Annotated in this window: 13 protein-coding genes and 1 pseudogene; 11 read left to right on the top strand and 3 right to left on the bottom strand. The window is 49.9% G+C overall.

What is annotated here, in order from left to right; all coding sequences use genetic code 11:
• A pseudogene (locus CHH60_RS20320) lies at positions 1–360 on the bottom strand (hypothetical protein); the annotation flags it as partial.
• Between the two features lie 346 nt (positions 361–706).
• Between CHH60_RS20320 and CHH60_RS20315 the strand changes: the two are divergent.
• The 6 genes from CHH60_RS20315 (at position 707) to CHH60_RS20290 (ending at position 6,532) form a co-directional block, all read left to right on the top strand.
• Positions 707–937 (top strand): hypothetical protein, encoded by a 231-nt coding sequence (locus CHH60_RS20315; RefSeq protein WP_095360833.1) that lies wholly within the window; start codon positions 707–709, stop codon positions 935–937.
• Between the two features lie 388 nt (positions 938–1,325).
• Positions 1,326–2,969: an ABC transporter substrate-binding protein gene (locus tag CHH60_RS20310; RefSeq protein ID WP_095360832.1), complete on the top strand. Its 1,644-nt coding sequence runs from the start codon at positions 1,326–1,328 to the stop codon at positions 2,967–2,969.
• Between the two features lie 42 nt (positions 2,970–3,011).
• A complete protein-coding gene (locus CHH60_RS20305; RefSeq protein WP_095360831.1) occupies positions 3,012–4,007 on the top strand; it encodes an ABC transporter permease in 996 nt (331 codons plus the stop codon).
• A gap of 179 nt (positions 4,008–4,186) precedes the next feature.
• Positions 4,187–4,984 (top strand): ABC transporter permease, encoded by a 798-nt coding sequence (locus tag CHH60_RS20300; protein ID WP_095360867.1) that lies wholly within the window; start codon positions 4,187–4,189, stop codon positions 4,982–4,984.
• A gap of 2 nt (positions 4,985–4,986) precedes the next feature.
• Positions 4,987–5,940 carry an ABC transporter ATP-binding protein gene (locus CHH60_RS20295; RefSeq protein WP_095360830.1) on the top strand — a complete coding sequence of 318 codons (954 nt, stop codon included), beginning with the start codon at positions 4,987–4,989 and terminating at the stop codon, positions 5,938–5,940.
• On the top strand, positions 5,930–6,532 hold the full coding sequence (locus CHH60_RS20290) for an ABC transporter ATP-binding protein (protein ID WP_095360829.1): 603 nt from the start codon (positions 5,930–5,932) through the stop codon (positions 6,530–6,532). Before CHH60_RS20295 ends, CHH60_RS20290 begins: the two co-directional genes overlap by 11 nt.
• Positions 6,533–6,597: 65 nt before the next feature.
• Here the strand turns inward: CHH60_RS20290 and CHH60_RS20285 are convergent, their stop codons facing one another.
• A complete protein-coding gene (locus CHH60_RS20285; RefSeq protein ID WP_095360866.1) occupies positions 6,598–7,788 on the bottom strand; it encodes a MalY/PatB family protein in 1,191 nt (396 codons plus the stop codon).
• Positions 7,789–8,121: 333 nt separating this feature from the next.
• The gene (locus CHH60_RS20280) at positions 8,122–10,119 is read right to left on the bottom strand and encodes an alpha/beta hydrolase family protein (protein WP_095360828.1); all 1,998 of its coding nucleotides are present in this window, start codon (positions 10,117–10,119) and stop codon (positions 8,122–8,124) included.
• Between the two features lie 327 nt (positions 10,120–10,446).
• Here CHH60_RS20280 and CHH60_RS20275 point away from each other — a divergent pair, with 327 nt between their 5' ends.
• The 5 genes from CHH60_RS20275 (at position 10,447) to CHH60_RS20255 (ending at position 13,971) form a co-directional block, all read left to right on the top strand.
• A complete protein-coding gene (locus CHH60_RS20275; protein WP_095360827.1) occupies positions 10,447–11,001 on the top strand; it encodes an STM3941 family protein in 555 nt (184 codons plus the stop codon).
• A gap of 42 nt (positions 11,002–11,043) precedes the next feature.
• Positions 11,044–11,913, top strand: a complete 870-nt coding sequence (locus CHH60_RS20270) for an aldo/keto reductase (protein WP_095360826.1) — start codon at positions 11,044–11,046, stop codon at positions 11,911–11,913.
• A gap of 213 nt (positions 11,914–12,126) precedes the next feature.
• Positions 12,127–12,543, top strand: a complete 417-nt coding sequence (locus tag CHH60_RS20265) for a GntR family transcriptional regulator (protein WP_095288855.1) — start codon at positions 12,127–12,129, stop codon at positions 12,541–12,543.
• On the top strand, positions 12,536–13,234 hold the full coding sequence (locus CHH60_RS20260; protein ID WP_095360825.1) for an ABC transporter ATP-binding protein: 699 nt from the start codon (positions 12,536–12,538) through the stop codon (positions 13,232–13,234). Before CHH60_RS20265 ends, CHH60_RS20260 begins: the two co-directional genes overlap by 8 nt.
• A complete protein-coding gene (locus tag CHH60_RS20255) occupies positions 13,231–13,971 on the top strand; it encodes a hypothetical protein (protein ID WP_095360824.1) in 741 nt (246 codons plus the stop codon). Before CHH60_RS20260 ends, CHH60_RS20255 begins: the two co-directional genes overlap by 4 nt.
• Positions 13,972–14,131: the final 160 nt, after the last annotated feature.

Raw genomic sequence — 14,131 nt, 5'->3', positions numbered from 1 at the left:
TGGAGATATATCTGTAATTTGATTTCCGTCTAAAGCCAATAGATTTATTTTTGTCAGCTTGGAAATTGGTTTTATATTTTTGATTTTATGGCCGGGTAGGACTAATTCCACTACGTTAACTGCATACTCAAGTCCTTGCAGACTTGAAATCTTACTTTTTGCATCCATTGAATACAAGGATTTTAATTTTTTTAAATGGCTTGCTTTCAGTTCTTTTTTACCCGATAACTTCAAATCTGCTCGAATGACTTGTGCCAAAACGGGATCCTTAACGACTGAAGCTGCCAAAATGGTTGTGGTCGGTATTACTAAAATCATCAAACACAAAACAATTAAACTTTTTACGAATTGATTAGGCATAGTAAACTCCTTAAAATTAGTATCTGGATTCATTCTCTGATTTCGGTGATCTCAACTATGTATGATTCATGGCGCTCTCCTTATATGATTTAATAATTAAAATATATCATGATCTGGAACATATTACCTAGTTATAATATCATAATAGTAGCTAGAACCCATTGTAAAAGCATAAGGGAGTTTGCAGATATTTTTTGTAAGATGTTTCAATTTGAGTGGCTGCCGGTTGAACTAACAAGCAGTTGAGCGTGGTAACTTGTTTCCATATATCTCATATTTCCATTCTCCAACTCCATGATATGGTAATAGAGGTATTCCCCATAAAAAAGCAAGGGAGTGCAGGCACATGGCTGAAGAACCGTTTATCTTTCTAGCAGGTATTCTATGTTTTTTCGCTCCAATCTACTTCAGAAGATCAATGATGTCTATTCAAATGATTGCAGGAGTTATTCTATTCTTCTGTATTCTGATTTTTCACGAGGATTATCAAGTAAAACTGATTTATCTACTAGCCTTTGTTTGGGTATTTGGCTCAATTAGTGCATTAAGTGTATCCGCAGAGAAGTTGGCAAAGTAGTTATTCAATTCATTGCCCACGCTTTGGGAGTATGCCATTTGGTAAACTTCTGAGTGAAACCCTCTATATATGGCTCTTCATCCTGTAACTTCATATCCTTATGCAATTAGACTGTTGGTTCCTCACCAACAGTCTTTTTTTGTTGTCACCTATTCTCACTTATTAATTTGATAAACTCCATAATTCCAGACCAATTCTTCTGAACATCTTTATAAATGAAAATATATGGATTCTGAAGTTAACTTTATTGACACGTGTTTTTGTTATTGTGCTACAATTGCTAAAAATAGTAACACGAATATGAACTAGAACGAATCTGGGTGGGGAGAATTGCCGCACCTTCTAGAGGAGAGCAAGTGGTCAATTTCAAAAGGGGGAAAAGGGAAGCATGCACGGAATTTCATGGAAAAAACGTTCAAGTCAGGCAGGGCTTAGTCTTTTACTATTGTGTGCAGTTGGACTCGCAGGATGTACGCAAGGTGCCTCATCGATTCAAGAGAGCCAGGCACTTGCAGCTTCTCACCCGAGGGATGAGCTGGTTCTTGCGGTGGGGACAGAGCCGGAAGGCGGGTTTGATCCGACAACAGGCTGGGGGCAGTACGGTTCGCCACTTTTCCAGAGTACTCTGCTGAAAAGAGATGCCAAGCTGCATCTGGTCAATGACCTGGCAACAGATCATTCCGTTAGTGAAGACGGGCTCACATGGACCATTTTGCTGCGGGATGACGTGAAGTTCTCGGACGGTGAACCGCTGACGGCGGAAGATGTGAAGTTCACATTTGAAACAGCGGCCAGCAGCGGATCGGTGATTGATTTGACAAATATGGCCGGAGTGCAGGCTCCCGATTCAACAACGGTCGTGTTTACATTGAAGTCTCCGCAGTCCACGTTTATCAGTATCCTGACTACACTTGGAATTGTGCCTGAACATGCCTATGGCTCCGATTATGCTGAGCATCCTGTTAGCTCCGGTCCGTACAAGCTGGTGCAGTGGGATAAGGGGCAACAGGCCATTGTGGAAGCAAACGAGCAATACTACGGTCAAACGTCTACATTCCGCAAACTGACATTTCTCTATCTGGACGAGGATGCAGCCTTTGCGGCAGCCCAAGCGGGTTCAGTCGACATCGCAGCCATTCCCGCCGCATTCAGCAAGCAGAAGGTGGGCGGCATGACGCTGGAATCGGTCAAAACCGTGGATAACCGGGGAATCATGTTCCCAATGCAGCCTGCGGGCGGTACTTCCGCTGATGGTTTCCCTGCGGGGAACGATGTGACGTCCGACCTTGCTATCCGCCAAGCGGTGAACGTAGCCATTGACCGTAATGCATTGGTTGAAGGCGTGCTGGAGGGCCATGGTCGTCCTGCATACTCAGTCAGTGATGATCTGCCATGGGGCAATCCGGACGCTGTATTCGCAGATGCGGATGTTCAAGAAGCGCAGCGGATACTGACGGCTGGCGGCTGGACAGATACAGACGGTGATGGCGTGGTGGAGAAAAACGGTATGGACGCCGAGTTCAACCTGCTCTATTTTGCAGGAGATCTGACCAGACAATCCATTGCCCTTGCTGCAGCGGATATGGCCGCCCAGGCTGGCATTAAAATCAATGTGGAAGGCAAGAGCCGTGAAGAGACGAAAAAGCAGGCTTACGCCAATGCCGTGTTGTTCGGATGGGGAAGTCATGACCCGCTGGAAACCTACAATCTGTACAGCAGCACGCACAAGGGGGAGGGATACTACAATGTGGGGCTGTATTCCAACCCGGCGGTGGATAGCTGGATGCAGCAGGCTCTCCAAGCTACGAGTGAAGAGGAAGCCCTTCCGTTCTGGCAGAAGGCAGAGTGGGACGGGACGACGGGATTCAGTTATCAGGGCGACGCCCCTTGGGCATGGCTGGTCAATATTGATCACCTGTATCTAGTCAAGGATGGCCTGAACATTGGTGAACAACAGATTCACCCGCATGGACATGGCTGGCCGGTGACATCCAATCTGGAGGAATGGTCCTGGGATGGTAGCTCGAAGTAGGCAATGTAGTGCGAGTTTTGACCGAAATTGAGGAGAGATGGTATGACAGGCATTCTTGAATGGGGAAGGTTTGTTGGGGTGAAGCTGCTGCGACTCCTTTCGCTGCTGGCAGGAGTCAGCGTGGTGGCCTTTATATTGATGCAGTTCTCGCCTGTGGACCCGATCGAGGCCTACATCGGGGGAGACATGATCAGAGTGAGCGCTGAGCAGCGAAGTCTTATTGAAGAGCGGTGGGGATTGAATGACCCGCCTGCCCAGCGTTTATTCACCTGGGGACAGGCATTGCTCCAGGGTGATCTGGGAACGTCGATGATCTACAGACAGCCGGTTGCGGATATTATTCAGGAACGATTCCTGAATTCTGTTGCGCTTATGGCGGTGGCATGGGTTTTATCCGGTCTGATTGGATTCAGCTTGGGTGTAGTCGCAGCGATGAAACGGGAATCCGTGCTGGATCGCATGATCAGTTGGTATTGCTATACGCTGGCTTCCACTCCGGTATTCTGGATGGCCTTGCTGCTGCTTATGGTGTTCGGCGTGTGGCTGGGCTGGCTTCCGGTTGGCCTGGGTGTTCCCGCAGGGCTGGCGGCCGATCAGGTCACATGGATAGATCGAGCTATTCATATGGTTCTTCCTGCATTAACCCTGAGTCTGACTGGTGTCGCAGCCATTGCTCTGCATACCCGCCAGAAGCTGCTTGATGTGCTGGATTCGGACTATATACTCTTCGCCAGAGCTAGGGGCGAACGAGGCGTGCAGCTGTTTCGCAGGCATGGGTTCAGACATGTCGTGCTGCCCGCGTTAACGCTGCAGTTTGCTTCATTCAGTGAATTGTTTGGAGGAGCTGTTCTTGCAGAACAGGTATTTTCTTATCCGGGCCTGGGACAGGCCACCGTTCAGGCTGGACTGCGAGGGGATGTGCCGCTGCTGCTCGGACTTGTACTGTGCAGTACGATCTTTGTTTTTACCGGCAATCTGCTGGCAGACATTCTCTATCGGTTCATTGATCCGCGGATGAAGGAGGAACTGTTAACATGAAGCAGGAAATGGAGCAGTCCTCCAGACCCATTCGTGCTGTGCCGCGGCTGCGGACAGGGGGATCTGATGAAGAGGAGAAGCAGAATCACGGTAAACCGTGGAGGCGTCAAGCTGGATTGTCTCCAGGAGTGTCTGGCTTCGAGAAGCAGCCGCGCTATGCCAACCCGCGCAAACGAGCCATGATCTGGGGGAGTTTGGCGCTCGGCTGGATTGTTATCGTATGGCTGGCAGGTTTCGTGCTCCCCGCAGAATCCACGCTAACTTCGTTGAAAGACCGGAATTTGGCCCCGATATGGGCACATCCCTTCGGCACGGACTGGTTGGGACGGGACATGTTCATGCGTACGCTGAAGGGATTGACGACCAGCATTCAGGTTGGTTTGCTTGCCGCGTGCGGAGGAGGGATCGTGGCGCTAGTGCTGGGATTGATCGCTGCTTCAGGCAAGCTTGCCGACAGGGTGGTTTCATGGCTAATCGATCTGTTCCTGAGTGTACCTCATCTGGTGTCGCTCGTGATGCTGGCCTTTGTCTTCGGTGGGGGTCTGCCTGGTGTGGCGACTGCCATCGCCCTGACTCACTGGCCGAATCTGGCCCGGATTGTTCGTGCGGAGATGATTCAGCTGAAATCGGCAGATTATATTCATATTTCCCGCAGGTTGGGCCAATCCCGGTTTCGGATTGCTGTACAGCACATGCTTCCTCACTTGGTTCCACAGTTGTTCGTGGGTACATTGCTGATCTTTCCTCATGCCATTCTGCATGAAGCTGCAATCACGTTTCTGGGGCTCGGGCTGTCGCCGCAGCAGCCGGCCATTGGGATTATTTTGTCAGAATCGATGAGATATCTGTCCGCAGGCATGTGGTGGCTTGCCTTTTTCCCGGGGCTGGCGCTGTTATTGGTCGTTCGTGCCTTTGATGTGCTCGGGAACAGTTTGAAAGTGTTGACAAGTACAGGTAGTTCAAGGGAGGGAGGATAACCATGGCTCTTCTTGAAGTAAAAGGGGTCTCCGTTTCATTCAGACGAGCTCGTGGCTGGTTTGCACATGAGGAGAGCGAGGTCATTCAGGATCTGGATCTGACCGTGAACGAAGGTGAGATTGTAGCTGTCGTAGGTTCAAGCGGATCGGGCAAAAGCGTGCTGGCACAAGCAATCATGGGCATCCTTCCTGCCAGTGCTAGACTTGAGGGACAGATCAGTTATGCTGAAGAGCCGCTGACGAGAGAGCGGCAGCTTCGTCTGCGCGGTGATGAACTGGTGTTCATCCCCCAATCCGTTACTCACCTGGACCCGCTGCTCAAGGTAGGTAAGCAGGTCCAGCCAGTTCACCGGAAGCCGGGTGAGCGCTGGGTATCCTCCAGGTTACAGATGCATAAGGCAGAGAGGGAACTTACGGATCGTTATCAATTGCCCAAGGGAACCAGCAAGAAGTATCCATATGAACTCTCCGGTGGCATGGCTCGGCGGGTACTCATGGCAACGGCGACTTCTGGTGAGCCCAAGCTGATTATTGCCGATGAGCCGACACCGGGAATCCATCCCGAGGTGCTGGCAGACACGCTGAAGCAATTCCGGGAAATGGCTGACCGGGGGGTAGGCATCCTGTGGATTACCCATGACATTGCTTCGGCACTGACCGCAGCAGATCGTATCGCTGTATTCTATGCCGGTTCCTGTGTGGAGATCGCGCAGGTCATGGATTTTACGGACACAGGAGATGGATTGAGACATCCTTATACACGTGCACTGTGGAATGCTTTGCCGCAAAATGGTTTCCAGCCCATCCCGGGCTCTCAGCCGCTGGCGAATCAGCGGAGGGGAAGCGGTTGTCCGTTTGCACCCCGCTGTACTGCTGCGACCCCTGCGTGTACAGATCAATATCCTGAATTGAGGAAGCTGCGAGGCGGAGAAGTGAGGTGCATTCATGCCACTTGAAGCACGGAATGCCGGCTATGGATACGACAAGAACCATTGGATTTTCCGGGAGTTGAACCTGAAGCTGGAGCAGGGAGAAGTTGTGGGATTGTGGGGACCCAGTGGATCTGGCAAAACGAGCCTGGGACGCATCCTGGCAGGGTATGCAGAACCTATGGCAGGAGAAGTGCTGATGGACGGGAAGCCGCTTCCCCGAGCTGGAGTCTGTCCGGTTCAACTTGTATTTCAGCACCCGGAAAAAGCAGTCAACCCACGCTGGCGAATGCGACGTGTGTTAGATGAAGCCGAGATGGCGGAGCATCCCATTCTGAATGCTCTGGGTATTCAGCCTGAATGGCTGGATCGCAGACCGGATGAATTGTCTGGTGGAGAGCTGCAGCGCTTCTGCGTGGCCCGCGCACTGGGCAAGGAAACGCGTTACCTGATTGCGGATGAGATGACAACGATGCTGGATGCCATCACGCAAGCCCAGATCTGGCATACCGTAATGACAACAGCGCGACAGCGTAATTTGGGGCTGCTTGTGATCAGTCATGACCTGGACCTGCTGAATAGACTCAGTGACCGAATCATTCCCATGCCTGTAACCTAGCTGTAATGATAAGTAAAGCCATCTTCCTTCGACTTGATCGAGGAAGATGGCTTATTTTATAGACACTAGTTTTGTTTGTTCAATTGATTGACCATCGAGGATAATCTGCGCATGGCTTCTTCAACGGTGGACCGTGGACAGGCGACGTTCATCCGCATGTATCCCGTGCCTTCCGATCCGAAGGCGGTGCCGTCGTTAAAGGCAAGGCCTGCTTCGTTCAGGAGCAGCCGAACAAGTTCTTCCTGGGGAACACCCAGCTTGCTGAAGTCCATCCAGAGCAGATAGGTCGCTTCTGGCAAATCAATGCCAACATCAGGCATGTGCTTCGCGGCATACTCCTGAACGTATTCCATGTTTCCCCGAATATAGGCAAGGCAGTCGTCCAGCCATTGTTCGGCTCCATTGTAGGCAGCCTCTGCAGCAATGGCGCCCAGTGTGCTGATGCTGGCGAGGCCCAACGTTTTGACGCCCTGGGCAAAGGATGCACGCAAGGAGGCGTTCGGAATGATGATATTGGAGGTGCATAGGCCAGGAATATTGAATGTTTTGCTTGGTGCCGTGCAGATGATGCTCAGGTCAGCGATGGCTTCAGAGACCTCGGACAGCGGAGTATGCGTGCCGCGTTGGTGCACAAGATCGGCATGGATTTCATCCGACACCACAAGTACATTATATTGCACGCACAGGGCAGCAAGGCCTTCAAGCTCCTCACGAGACCATACACGTCCAACAGGATTATGAGGGCTGCAGAGGATGAGCATCTTTACCCGGCCTGTCTGCATGCAGGATTCCAGATGATCCAGATCCATGGAATAGCGGCCGTCTTCGAAACGGAGAGGATTGGCCATCAATTCTCTGTCCTGGCCACGTACCACTTCGTAGAAGGGGGCGTAGACCGGAGTTTGAATCACAACAGCATCACCCGGTGCCGTAAAACGTTGAACGGCAATGCTTAGGGCTGGAACGATTCCAGGTGTAAACACAACCCAATCATCGTTGATTTTCCAGTTGTGGCGTCGTTCCATCCATCCTCTTAGTGCTTCGTGATATGCATCCGTACGCATGGTGTAACCGAAAATGCCATGTTCCATCCTTGCCTGCAATGCCTCGATAACGGATGGTGGTGCGGCAAAATCCATATCAGCCACCCACATAGGGAGCACATCCGCCACGCCAAAGATTTCCTCAAGTGCGTCCCATTTTTCCGAACCGGTAGAGAGACGATTAATCGGCTCATCAAATGTGTAATTTTTCATCATTAGGTTCCCCCTTCTAATCCGTTCATTCGACCACAATCGACAGATAATTATCTAATAAATTCGTTATTTTCGCAACTTTTTGACCTGCTTCTAAACTCCCTACGGTATGGTCCAAATTCCTTGGGTTTATTCACCTGAGCATGTACTTCAATGCGGACCTATGTAGTCTGTCTTTTGATCTCTTTCAACTCTTACCGTTGTACAAAGCTGCTGTTTGGCTAAAAGGCTTAGTTCACACACAAACGAAAAAACCATCGCAGCGCCATCTTCCCGATGACTTCCTTCCTGCGATGGTTGTATCTCTACTCGGCTTGTCCCATGGAAAATTAATTATAAGTGCTCGTTGAACCATCCGGCAATGTGCTCAAGACGTCTCACTCTCAGATGCGGGTGACCGCCTCTGGAAAGTTCATGATTAGCCCCAGGGAAACGAACGAGGCGGGTCGTCTGTCTGCGGCGCTTCAGGGCAATATACAATTGCTCAGCTTGTTCAATCGGACAACGAAGGTCCTGTTCACCATGCAGAATCAGCAGGGGCGTTTTTACATTCCCTACATAAGCCAGAGGGGAGTGCTTCCATAACAGTTCCGTATCCTCCCACGCATTGCCGCCAATCTGATCTTCGGTGAAAAAATATCCGATGTCGCTGACACCGTAAAAAGAGAGCCAGTTGGAGATGGACCGCTGCGTGACGGCTGCCTTGAACCGGTTTGTATGTCCAACAATCCAGTTGGTCATGAAGCCCCCATAGCTGCCTCCGGTAACGCCCAAGCGGGTTTCATCAATGAACTCATAGGTGGATAAGGCATAATCAACGGTCTCCATAAGGTCGCGGTAATCGCCACCGCCGTAGTCACCACGACAGGCATTCACAAATTGTTGTCCATAACCCAATCCACCACGCGGATTGGTATATACCACGGCGTAGCCCTGCGCAGCAAGCATCTGGAATTCATGCATAAAGGTAAAGCCATACATCATGTGAGGACCGCCATGAATCTCAAGAATGGTTGGGATTTTGACGCCGTTTACCATGCCGATTGGTTTCATGATCCATCCCTGCAGCCCTAGCCCATCCGAGGTATCAAACCAGAATGTTTCCGGTACACTGAGCCGGATCTCTCCTTCCAGCTGGGGATTGCTGCGAGTCAGCTGGATGGACTCGGCTCCGTGATCATCCGGATTGGGGTACCAAAAGAGATCTCCCGGGTTTAGCGTGTCGGCAGCGGCGGCAACAATGTCACCATTCTCCAGTTCTGCAAACTGATAAAACTCTTTCTCCGCAGGCAATACATACTCCGCTTGACTGCCATCCAGCGCAACACGTGCGATTCGGACGCTGCCATGAACGGTAGCCAGACAGAGAATGGAAGAGCCATCACGAGTGAATAATGGCCCCGTTGTCGTTAGGTGGGCACGCATATCTCCAACGAGACTATGATTCATCTGTACGTCCCAGTCACGGGTCAGGCACAGAGGTTGACCACCCGAGATCGGGAGCGTGTAGAGCTTCACGAGAGTGGCATTTCCGTAAGAGCGATCACTGGCAAGCAGAGCAAGGGATTGTCCATCCGGTGCATAAGCCAGTCGGCTGAAGGTGAACCCTTCCGGAGTCAGCTGCTGTATGTCAGACCCATCTGGTTTTGCGCGGTACACATGATTGGTTAGTGCATAGTCGTTATGCTCCTCGCCTGCTTCCGGCAGCTGGGCAATCCAGGCAATGGACGCTCCGTCAGGTGACCATGCATAATCACCGACGTCGAAATGACCGGAGGTAACGGGAGTGGCTTCACCGCCGTCAACCGAGATGCGGAAGAGGTGAGAGCGTCTGCCATTCCATAATCCTCCGCCGTCCGATTTCATGCGAATCCGATCAACAACAAGTTCTTGCGGCAGTTTGTTGTCTGAATTGGATTCTTCTTCTGCTTCACTGTGCATATCGACAGGGGACTTCACAAGTAATGCCTGGCCATCCGGAGACCAGATGAGGGAACTTGCTCCATGCTTCAACTGGCTGACTTGTCGTGCTTCTCCGCCATCTGCGGCAATGATCCAGACTTGTGTTTTTCCCTCATGCTCCCGTAAAAAGGCAAGCTGTGACCCGTCCGGCGACCAGGAGGGCGAGTGATCCTTGTCACCGGAGGTAAATCCTCTGTCCTTCTGACTCTTCAGATGCAGAAGTCTCAGGTGAGAAGAGTAACCATCCCGGTTGTCATTCGTCTTCCGACTTACATATACCAGCTGTTCGCCTCCAGGAGACGGGGCTGGATCATTCACCCATGTAATCTGATAAAGATCTTCCGATGTGATGCCACGCAGACTGTTCATTGATTATCCTCCCACCTTGATTTCACAAATGTAATTTCCTAACCTTTCCATTTATATTAAAGGAAAGCAGGGGGGAGGACAACATGCTTCTGCACGAATAAAGATCGTTGCTCTGCTTATATCTTAACCAGGAGGAATTACTGAATATATGGCGAATCCTAATGGTTGAATTGTTATGAACGCGTTGGATCAGGGCCAAGATTGTCCTGTTTGAAGTTGGTTTGTTTTGGTTAATAACCTATGTGTTTTTTGTCTGTTAACGTTTCTAATCTGATATAGAAGATATAATCATTGCCTATTGCGTTCAATTAAAGGAGGAGCACAAGATTGTCGACATCCTATGAACAACAGCATGTGGAATATCCGAGCCGTAAACGAATGGGATGGCTTGCGGCCGGAGCTGCACTTTTTGTGGCAGCCGGATTTTTTTTGATGTTCAGCGATTCTTCCGATACAGGGGATTCTGTCATTTCCGCGGTTGTAGGCCTGGTTTCCGTCCTATTTTTTGGACTCTGTCTTGCATACAGCTTGGTGAAGATGATCAAGAAGGAACCTTCATTTATCGTCAATGAGCAAGGATTCGTGGACGCCTCTTCGTATACGTCGGGAGGCTTCATCCCATGGAAAGATGTAGAGAACATTTTCATGTATGAGTTGATGGGGCAGTCCATGATCGGAGTTAAGCTAAAGGATGAGCAAGCCTTCCTGGATCGTCTGACCGGAGTGAAGCGCAAGCTGATGACCGTGAATACACAGATGGTAGATGCTACGGTGAGTATAGCCCAGAGCAGTCTGTCGTTGCCGCTGGAACAGCTGTATATCATGATGGTGGGACGGTGGAAGCGTGCCAGTGAAGTATACAAGCCGGGCCAGCACGACTAACTATGATTTCGAAATACGTCATAAGAATAGGAGGAATGCAAAATGGCAACACATGGAGAGAAGAACCGTACAGTTCTGCTTCGTGACGGTACATCCCTGCCTGCCATAGGACAAGGTACATGGTACATGGGAGAAGACCGTTCAGCCCGTGCGCAGGAGGTAAGAGCGTTGCGTAACGGGATTGAACTTGGCATGACAGTGATTGATACCGCAGAGATGTATGCTGAGGGCGGGGCGGAAGAAGTCACCGGAGAAGCGATAGCGGACTGCCGGGATGATGTTTTTCTGGTCTCCAAGGTTTATCCGCATCATGCAGATCGCAAACAGATGGTTACAGCCTGTGAGAACAGTCTCCGGCGTCTGGGTACAGACCGATTGGATCTATATCTGCTGCATTGGCGGGGAAGCGTACCGCTGCAAGAGACGGTTCAAGCATTGGAAGAGTTGCAACAAGCGGGTAAAATCCTGCGCTGGGGCGTGTCCAATCTGGACACGGAGGATATGCAGGAGCTATGGGATATTCCGGCTGGTCAGCATTGTTCCGTGAATCAAATATTGTACCATGCGGCATCGCGCGGCATTGAAAGAGATCTCCTGCCCTGGCTCCGGGAAAGGAATGTTCCCGTAATGGCGTACTGCCCGCTCGCTCAGGGAGGCAGGCTGCGCACCGAGCTGCTGGAGCATCCGGTCATACGCAGCATTGCTGCTGAACGTGGAGTGACCACATCACAGATCGCATTGTCCTGGGTTATCCGGGATGGGGATGTGCTTGCGATTCCCAAAGCAGTACAGTTGTCTCATGTGGCAGAGAATGCCGCAGCCATGGATATGGTTTTAACAAACGAAGAAGTGGAACGGCTAAATGAAGCATTCCCGGCACCAGCAGGTAAAGTTCCTCTGGATATCGTATAAATTGGCGCAGTGCACCAGGCTAATTCAATGATTAGCTTGGTTGAAGAGAGAGAGCAGATCGTATATGATCTGCTCTTTTTTTATTTTGGCCCATAGTCATAGGACATCCTTGTGGGATTTCTGCATAAGGTTAAAAAGAAATAGGCTTTACAACAACATAGCACTAGTGTACTATGTAACTAACACACCAGTACAGAGGGGAGCGAGTGCTTTGTGGCTATGGAATTCGATAACAACTTACCTATATACCTGCAGATTATGCAGTACATCAAGAAGCAGATTGTGACAGGCACACTGAAGGCAGGTGATAAGATTCCTTCGGTCCGGGAATTGGCGGCTGAGCTGCAGATTAATCCCAACACGGTACAGCGGACATTTCAGGAATTGGAGCGGGAAGAAGTGGTCGAAACGAAACGGGGGCTGGGCAGATATGTCACAAGTGAGGAGTCGAAAATAATGACGATCAAAAAAGAAATGGCGGGAGAACTGCTGGAGCGTTTTTTGACAGGCATGCAGGAACTCGGGATTGAGGAGCAGGATATTGTTACCATTGTTGCGGACGCGGTCGCTGGAGGTCAGTTATCACAGCACAGTCATGAACAGGGGAAGGGAGGGGCAGGGCATGAGTAACGTCCTTGAATTGAATCACATTAGTAAAATGTACGGCGGCAAGCGGGCACTAAGCGATGTCACCCTTACGGTTGCGCCAGGCAGGATTGTCGGACTGCTTGGCAGCAATGGTAGCGGCAAGAGTACCCTGATGAAGCTTGCTGCCGGATTGCTGCATCCTTCAAGCGGGACCATTCAGATCACGGGTAAACCGGTTGGGCTTGAGACCAAGTCGCTCGTTTCCTTCATGCCGGATCGCCCATTGACCGAGAAATGGATGAAGGTTCGTGATGCCATTGCATACTACCGGGATTTCTATGCGGATTTTGATGAGGAAAAGGCCAGGGAAATGCTTGATTTCATGAAGCTCGCCGAGGGTGACAAGGTAAGGCATTTATCCAAAGGCATGAATGAAAGACTTCAACTAACACTGGCACTTTCCCGCAAGGCTCGTCTGTATTTGCTGGATGAACCGATCGGTGGTGTTGACCCCGTTGCCCGCGGCAAAATTCTGGATGCCATTGTAAAATTCTATGACGAACACAGCAGTCTGATAATTTCGACACATCTGGTGACCGATATAGAACGGATCTTTGATGAAGTCATTTTCATCCGTGAGGGAGAGAAAGTGATGCAGGAAGAGGTTGAGACGCTTCGTCTGAAATACGGTAAGAGCGTGGATGAGATGTTCAAGGAGGTCTATGCGGAATGATGACATTGTTGAAATATGATTTCAGAAGAAACTGGAATATTTTATTGGCAGGGCTGGTTGTATTGATCATCGTTCAGATTGGGCTGGCATTGTTCGTGTCCGAGGTAGCAGGGCTAATTATTGGTATTATTGCTTATGCGGGGGCAGGTGTAGCCATCTATGTGAGAATGATTAAGACATACTGGTCCAACATCCGTGCGTACAATCGTCGTCTCGTACCCGTAACAGGGCTGTCTCACCTATTGTCTCCGCTAATATTTGGTACACTGTGTGGGCTGGGGCTAACAGCAGTTGCCATCATTCATTACTTCCTCTATGTTGCCACGAATGCAAGAATGCACTTTCTCAGCTACATCCATCTTTCGGGTATCCATCTTTCGGATTGGTTTACTCTGCTGTTGTTTATTTGGTGGGTTGCCATCTTTATGACCATCATGATTTTTCTCTCCATATCCATTGGAGGCAGCTTTAGGTGGAAAGCAGGCCCGTGGATTAGTATCGTCTCATTCTTCGTGCTGACCAATCTAATCAGTTGGCTGGAGAATGTCATTCTTGCTGGTCGCTTCAACCCGAACGAGTTGTTCCAGTTTACTGAAGAGAGTACAGGGATCACACTTACAGCGAATGGAGTTTTGTGGTCAGATGGAAGGCTGGGGAGCATCATATTTGAGATTATTGTGGCAGTAATTATGGTTGGGGTGGCTGTATATCTGAATAATAAAAAAGTAGAGGTTTAGCAGCATACTTCGGGGCGATATGAACCACACGGGCGATCACGATCGTCCGTTTTTTTTTATGGCTAGAATGCTAAGAATTCGACAAGTTGTGAAGCCATTTCCAATTTTCATACGTAAATACATATATAGTATGAACTTTACCGGGCAGGTTTAATTTCAG

This window comes from Paenibacillus sp. 7523-1 (assembly GCF_002276415.1).
GTDB lineage: Bacteria > Bacillota > Bacilli > Paenibacillales > Paenibacillaceae > Paenibacillus > Paenibacillus illinoisensis_A.
This window is presented reverse-complemented; position numbering and strand designations above follow the sequence as displayed.

Coding starts and splice junctions, on each gene's coding strand:
- CHH60_RS20315 (WP_095360833.1), top strand. CDS start 707: ATGGCTGAAGAACCGTTTATCTTTCTAGCAGGTATTCTATGTTTTTTC.
- CHH60_RS20310 (WP_095360832.1), top strand. CDS start 1,326: ATGCACGGAATTTCATGGAAAAAACGTTCAAGTCAGGCAGGGCTTAGT.
- CHH60_RS20305 (WP_095360831.1), top strand. CDS start 3,012: ATGACAGGCATTCTTGAATGGGGAAGGTTTGTTGGGGTGAAGCTGCTG.
- CHH60_RS20300 (WP_095360867.1), top strand. CDS start 4,187: ATGATCTGGGGGAGTTTGGCGCTCGGCTGGATTGTTATCGTATGGCTG.
- CHH60_RS20295 (WP_095360830.1), top strand. CDS start 4,987: ATGGCTCTTCTTGAAGTAAAAGGGGTCTCCGTTTCATTCAGACGAGCT.
- CHH60_RS20290 (WP_095360829.1), top strand. CDS start 5,930: ATGCCACTTGAAGCACGGAATGCCGGCTATGGATACGACAAGAACCAT.
- CHH60_RS20285 (WP_095360866.1), bottom strand. CDS start 7,788: ATGAAAAATTACACATTTGATGAGCCGATTAATCGTCTCTCTACCGGT.
- CHH60_RS20280 (WP_095360828.1), bottom strand. CDS start 10,119: ATGAACAGTCTGCGTGGCATCACATCGGAAGATCTTTATCAGATTACA.
- CHH60_RS20270 (WP_095360826.1), top strand. CDS start 11,044: ATGGCAACACATGGAGAGAAGAACCGTACAGTTCTGCTTCGTGACGGT.
- CHH60_RS20260 (WP_095360825.1), top strand. CDS start 12,536: ATGAGTAACGTCCTTGAATTGAATCACATTAGTAAAATGTACGGCGGC.
- CHH60_RS20255 (WP_095360824.1), top strand. CDS start 13,231: ATGATGACATTGTTGAAATATGATTTCAGAAGAAACTGGAATATTTTA.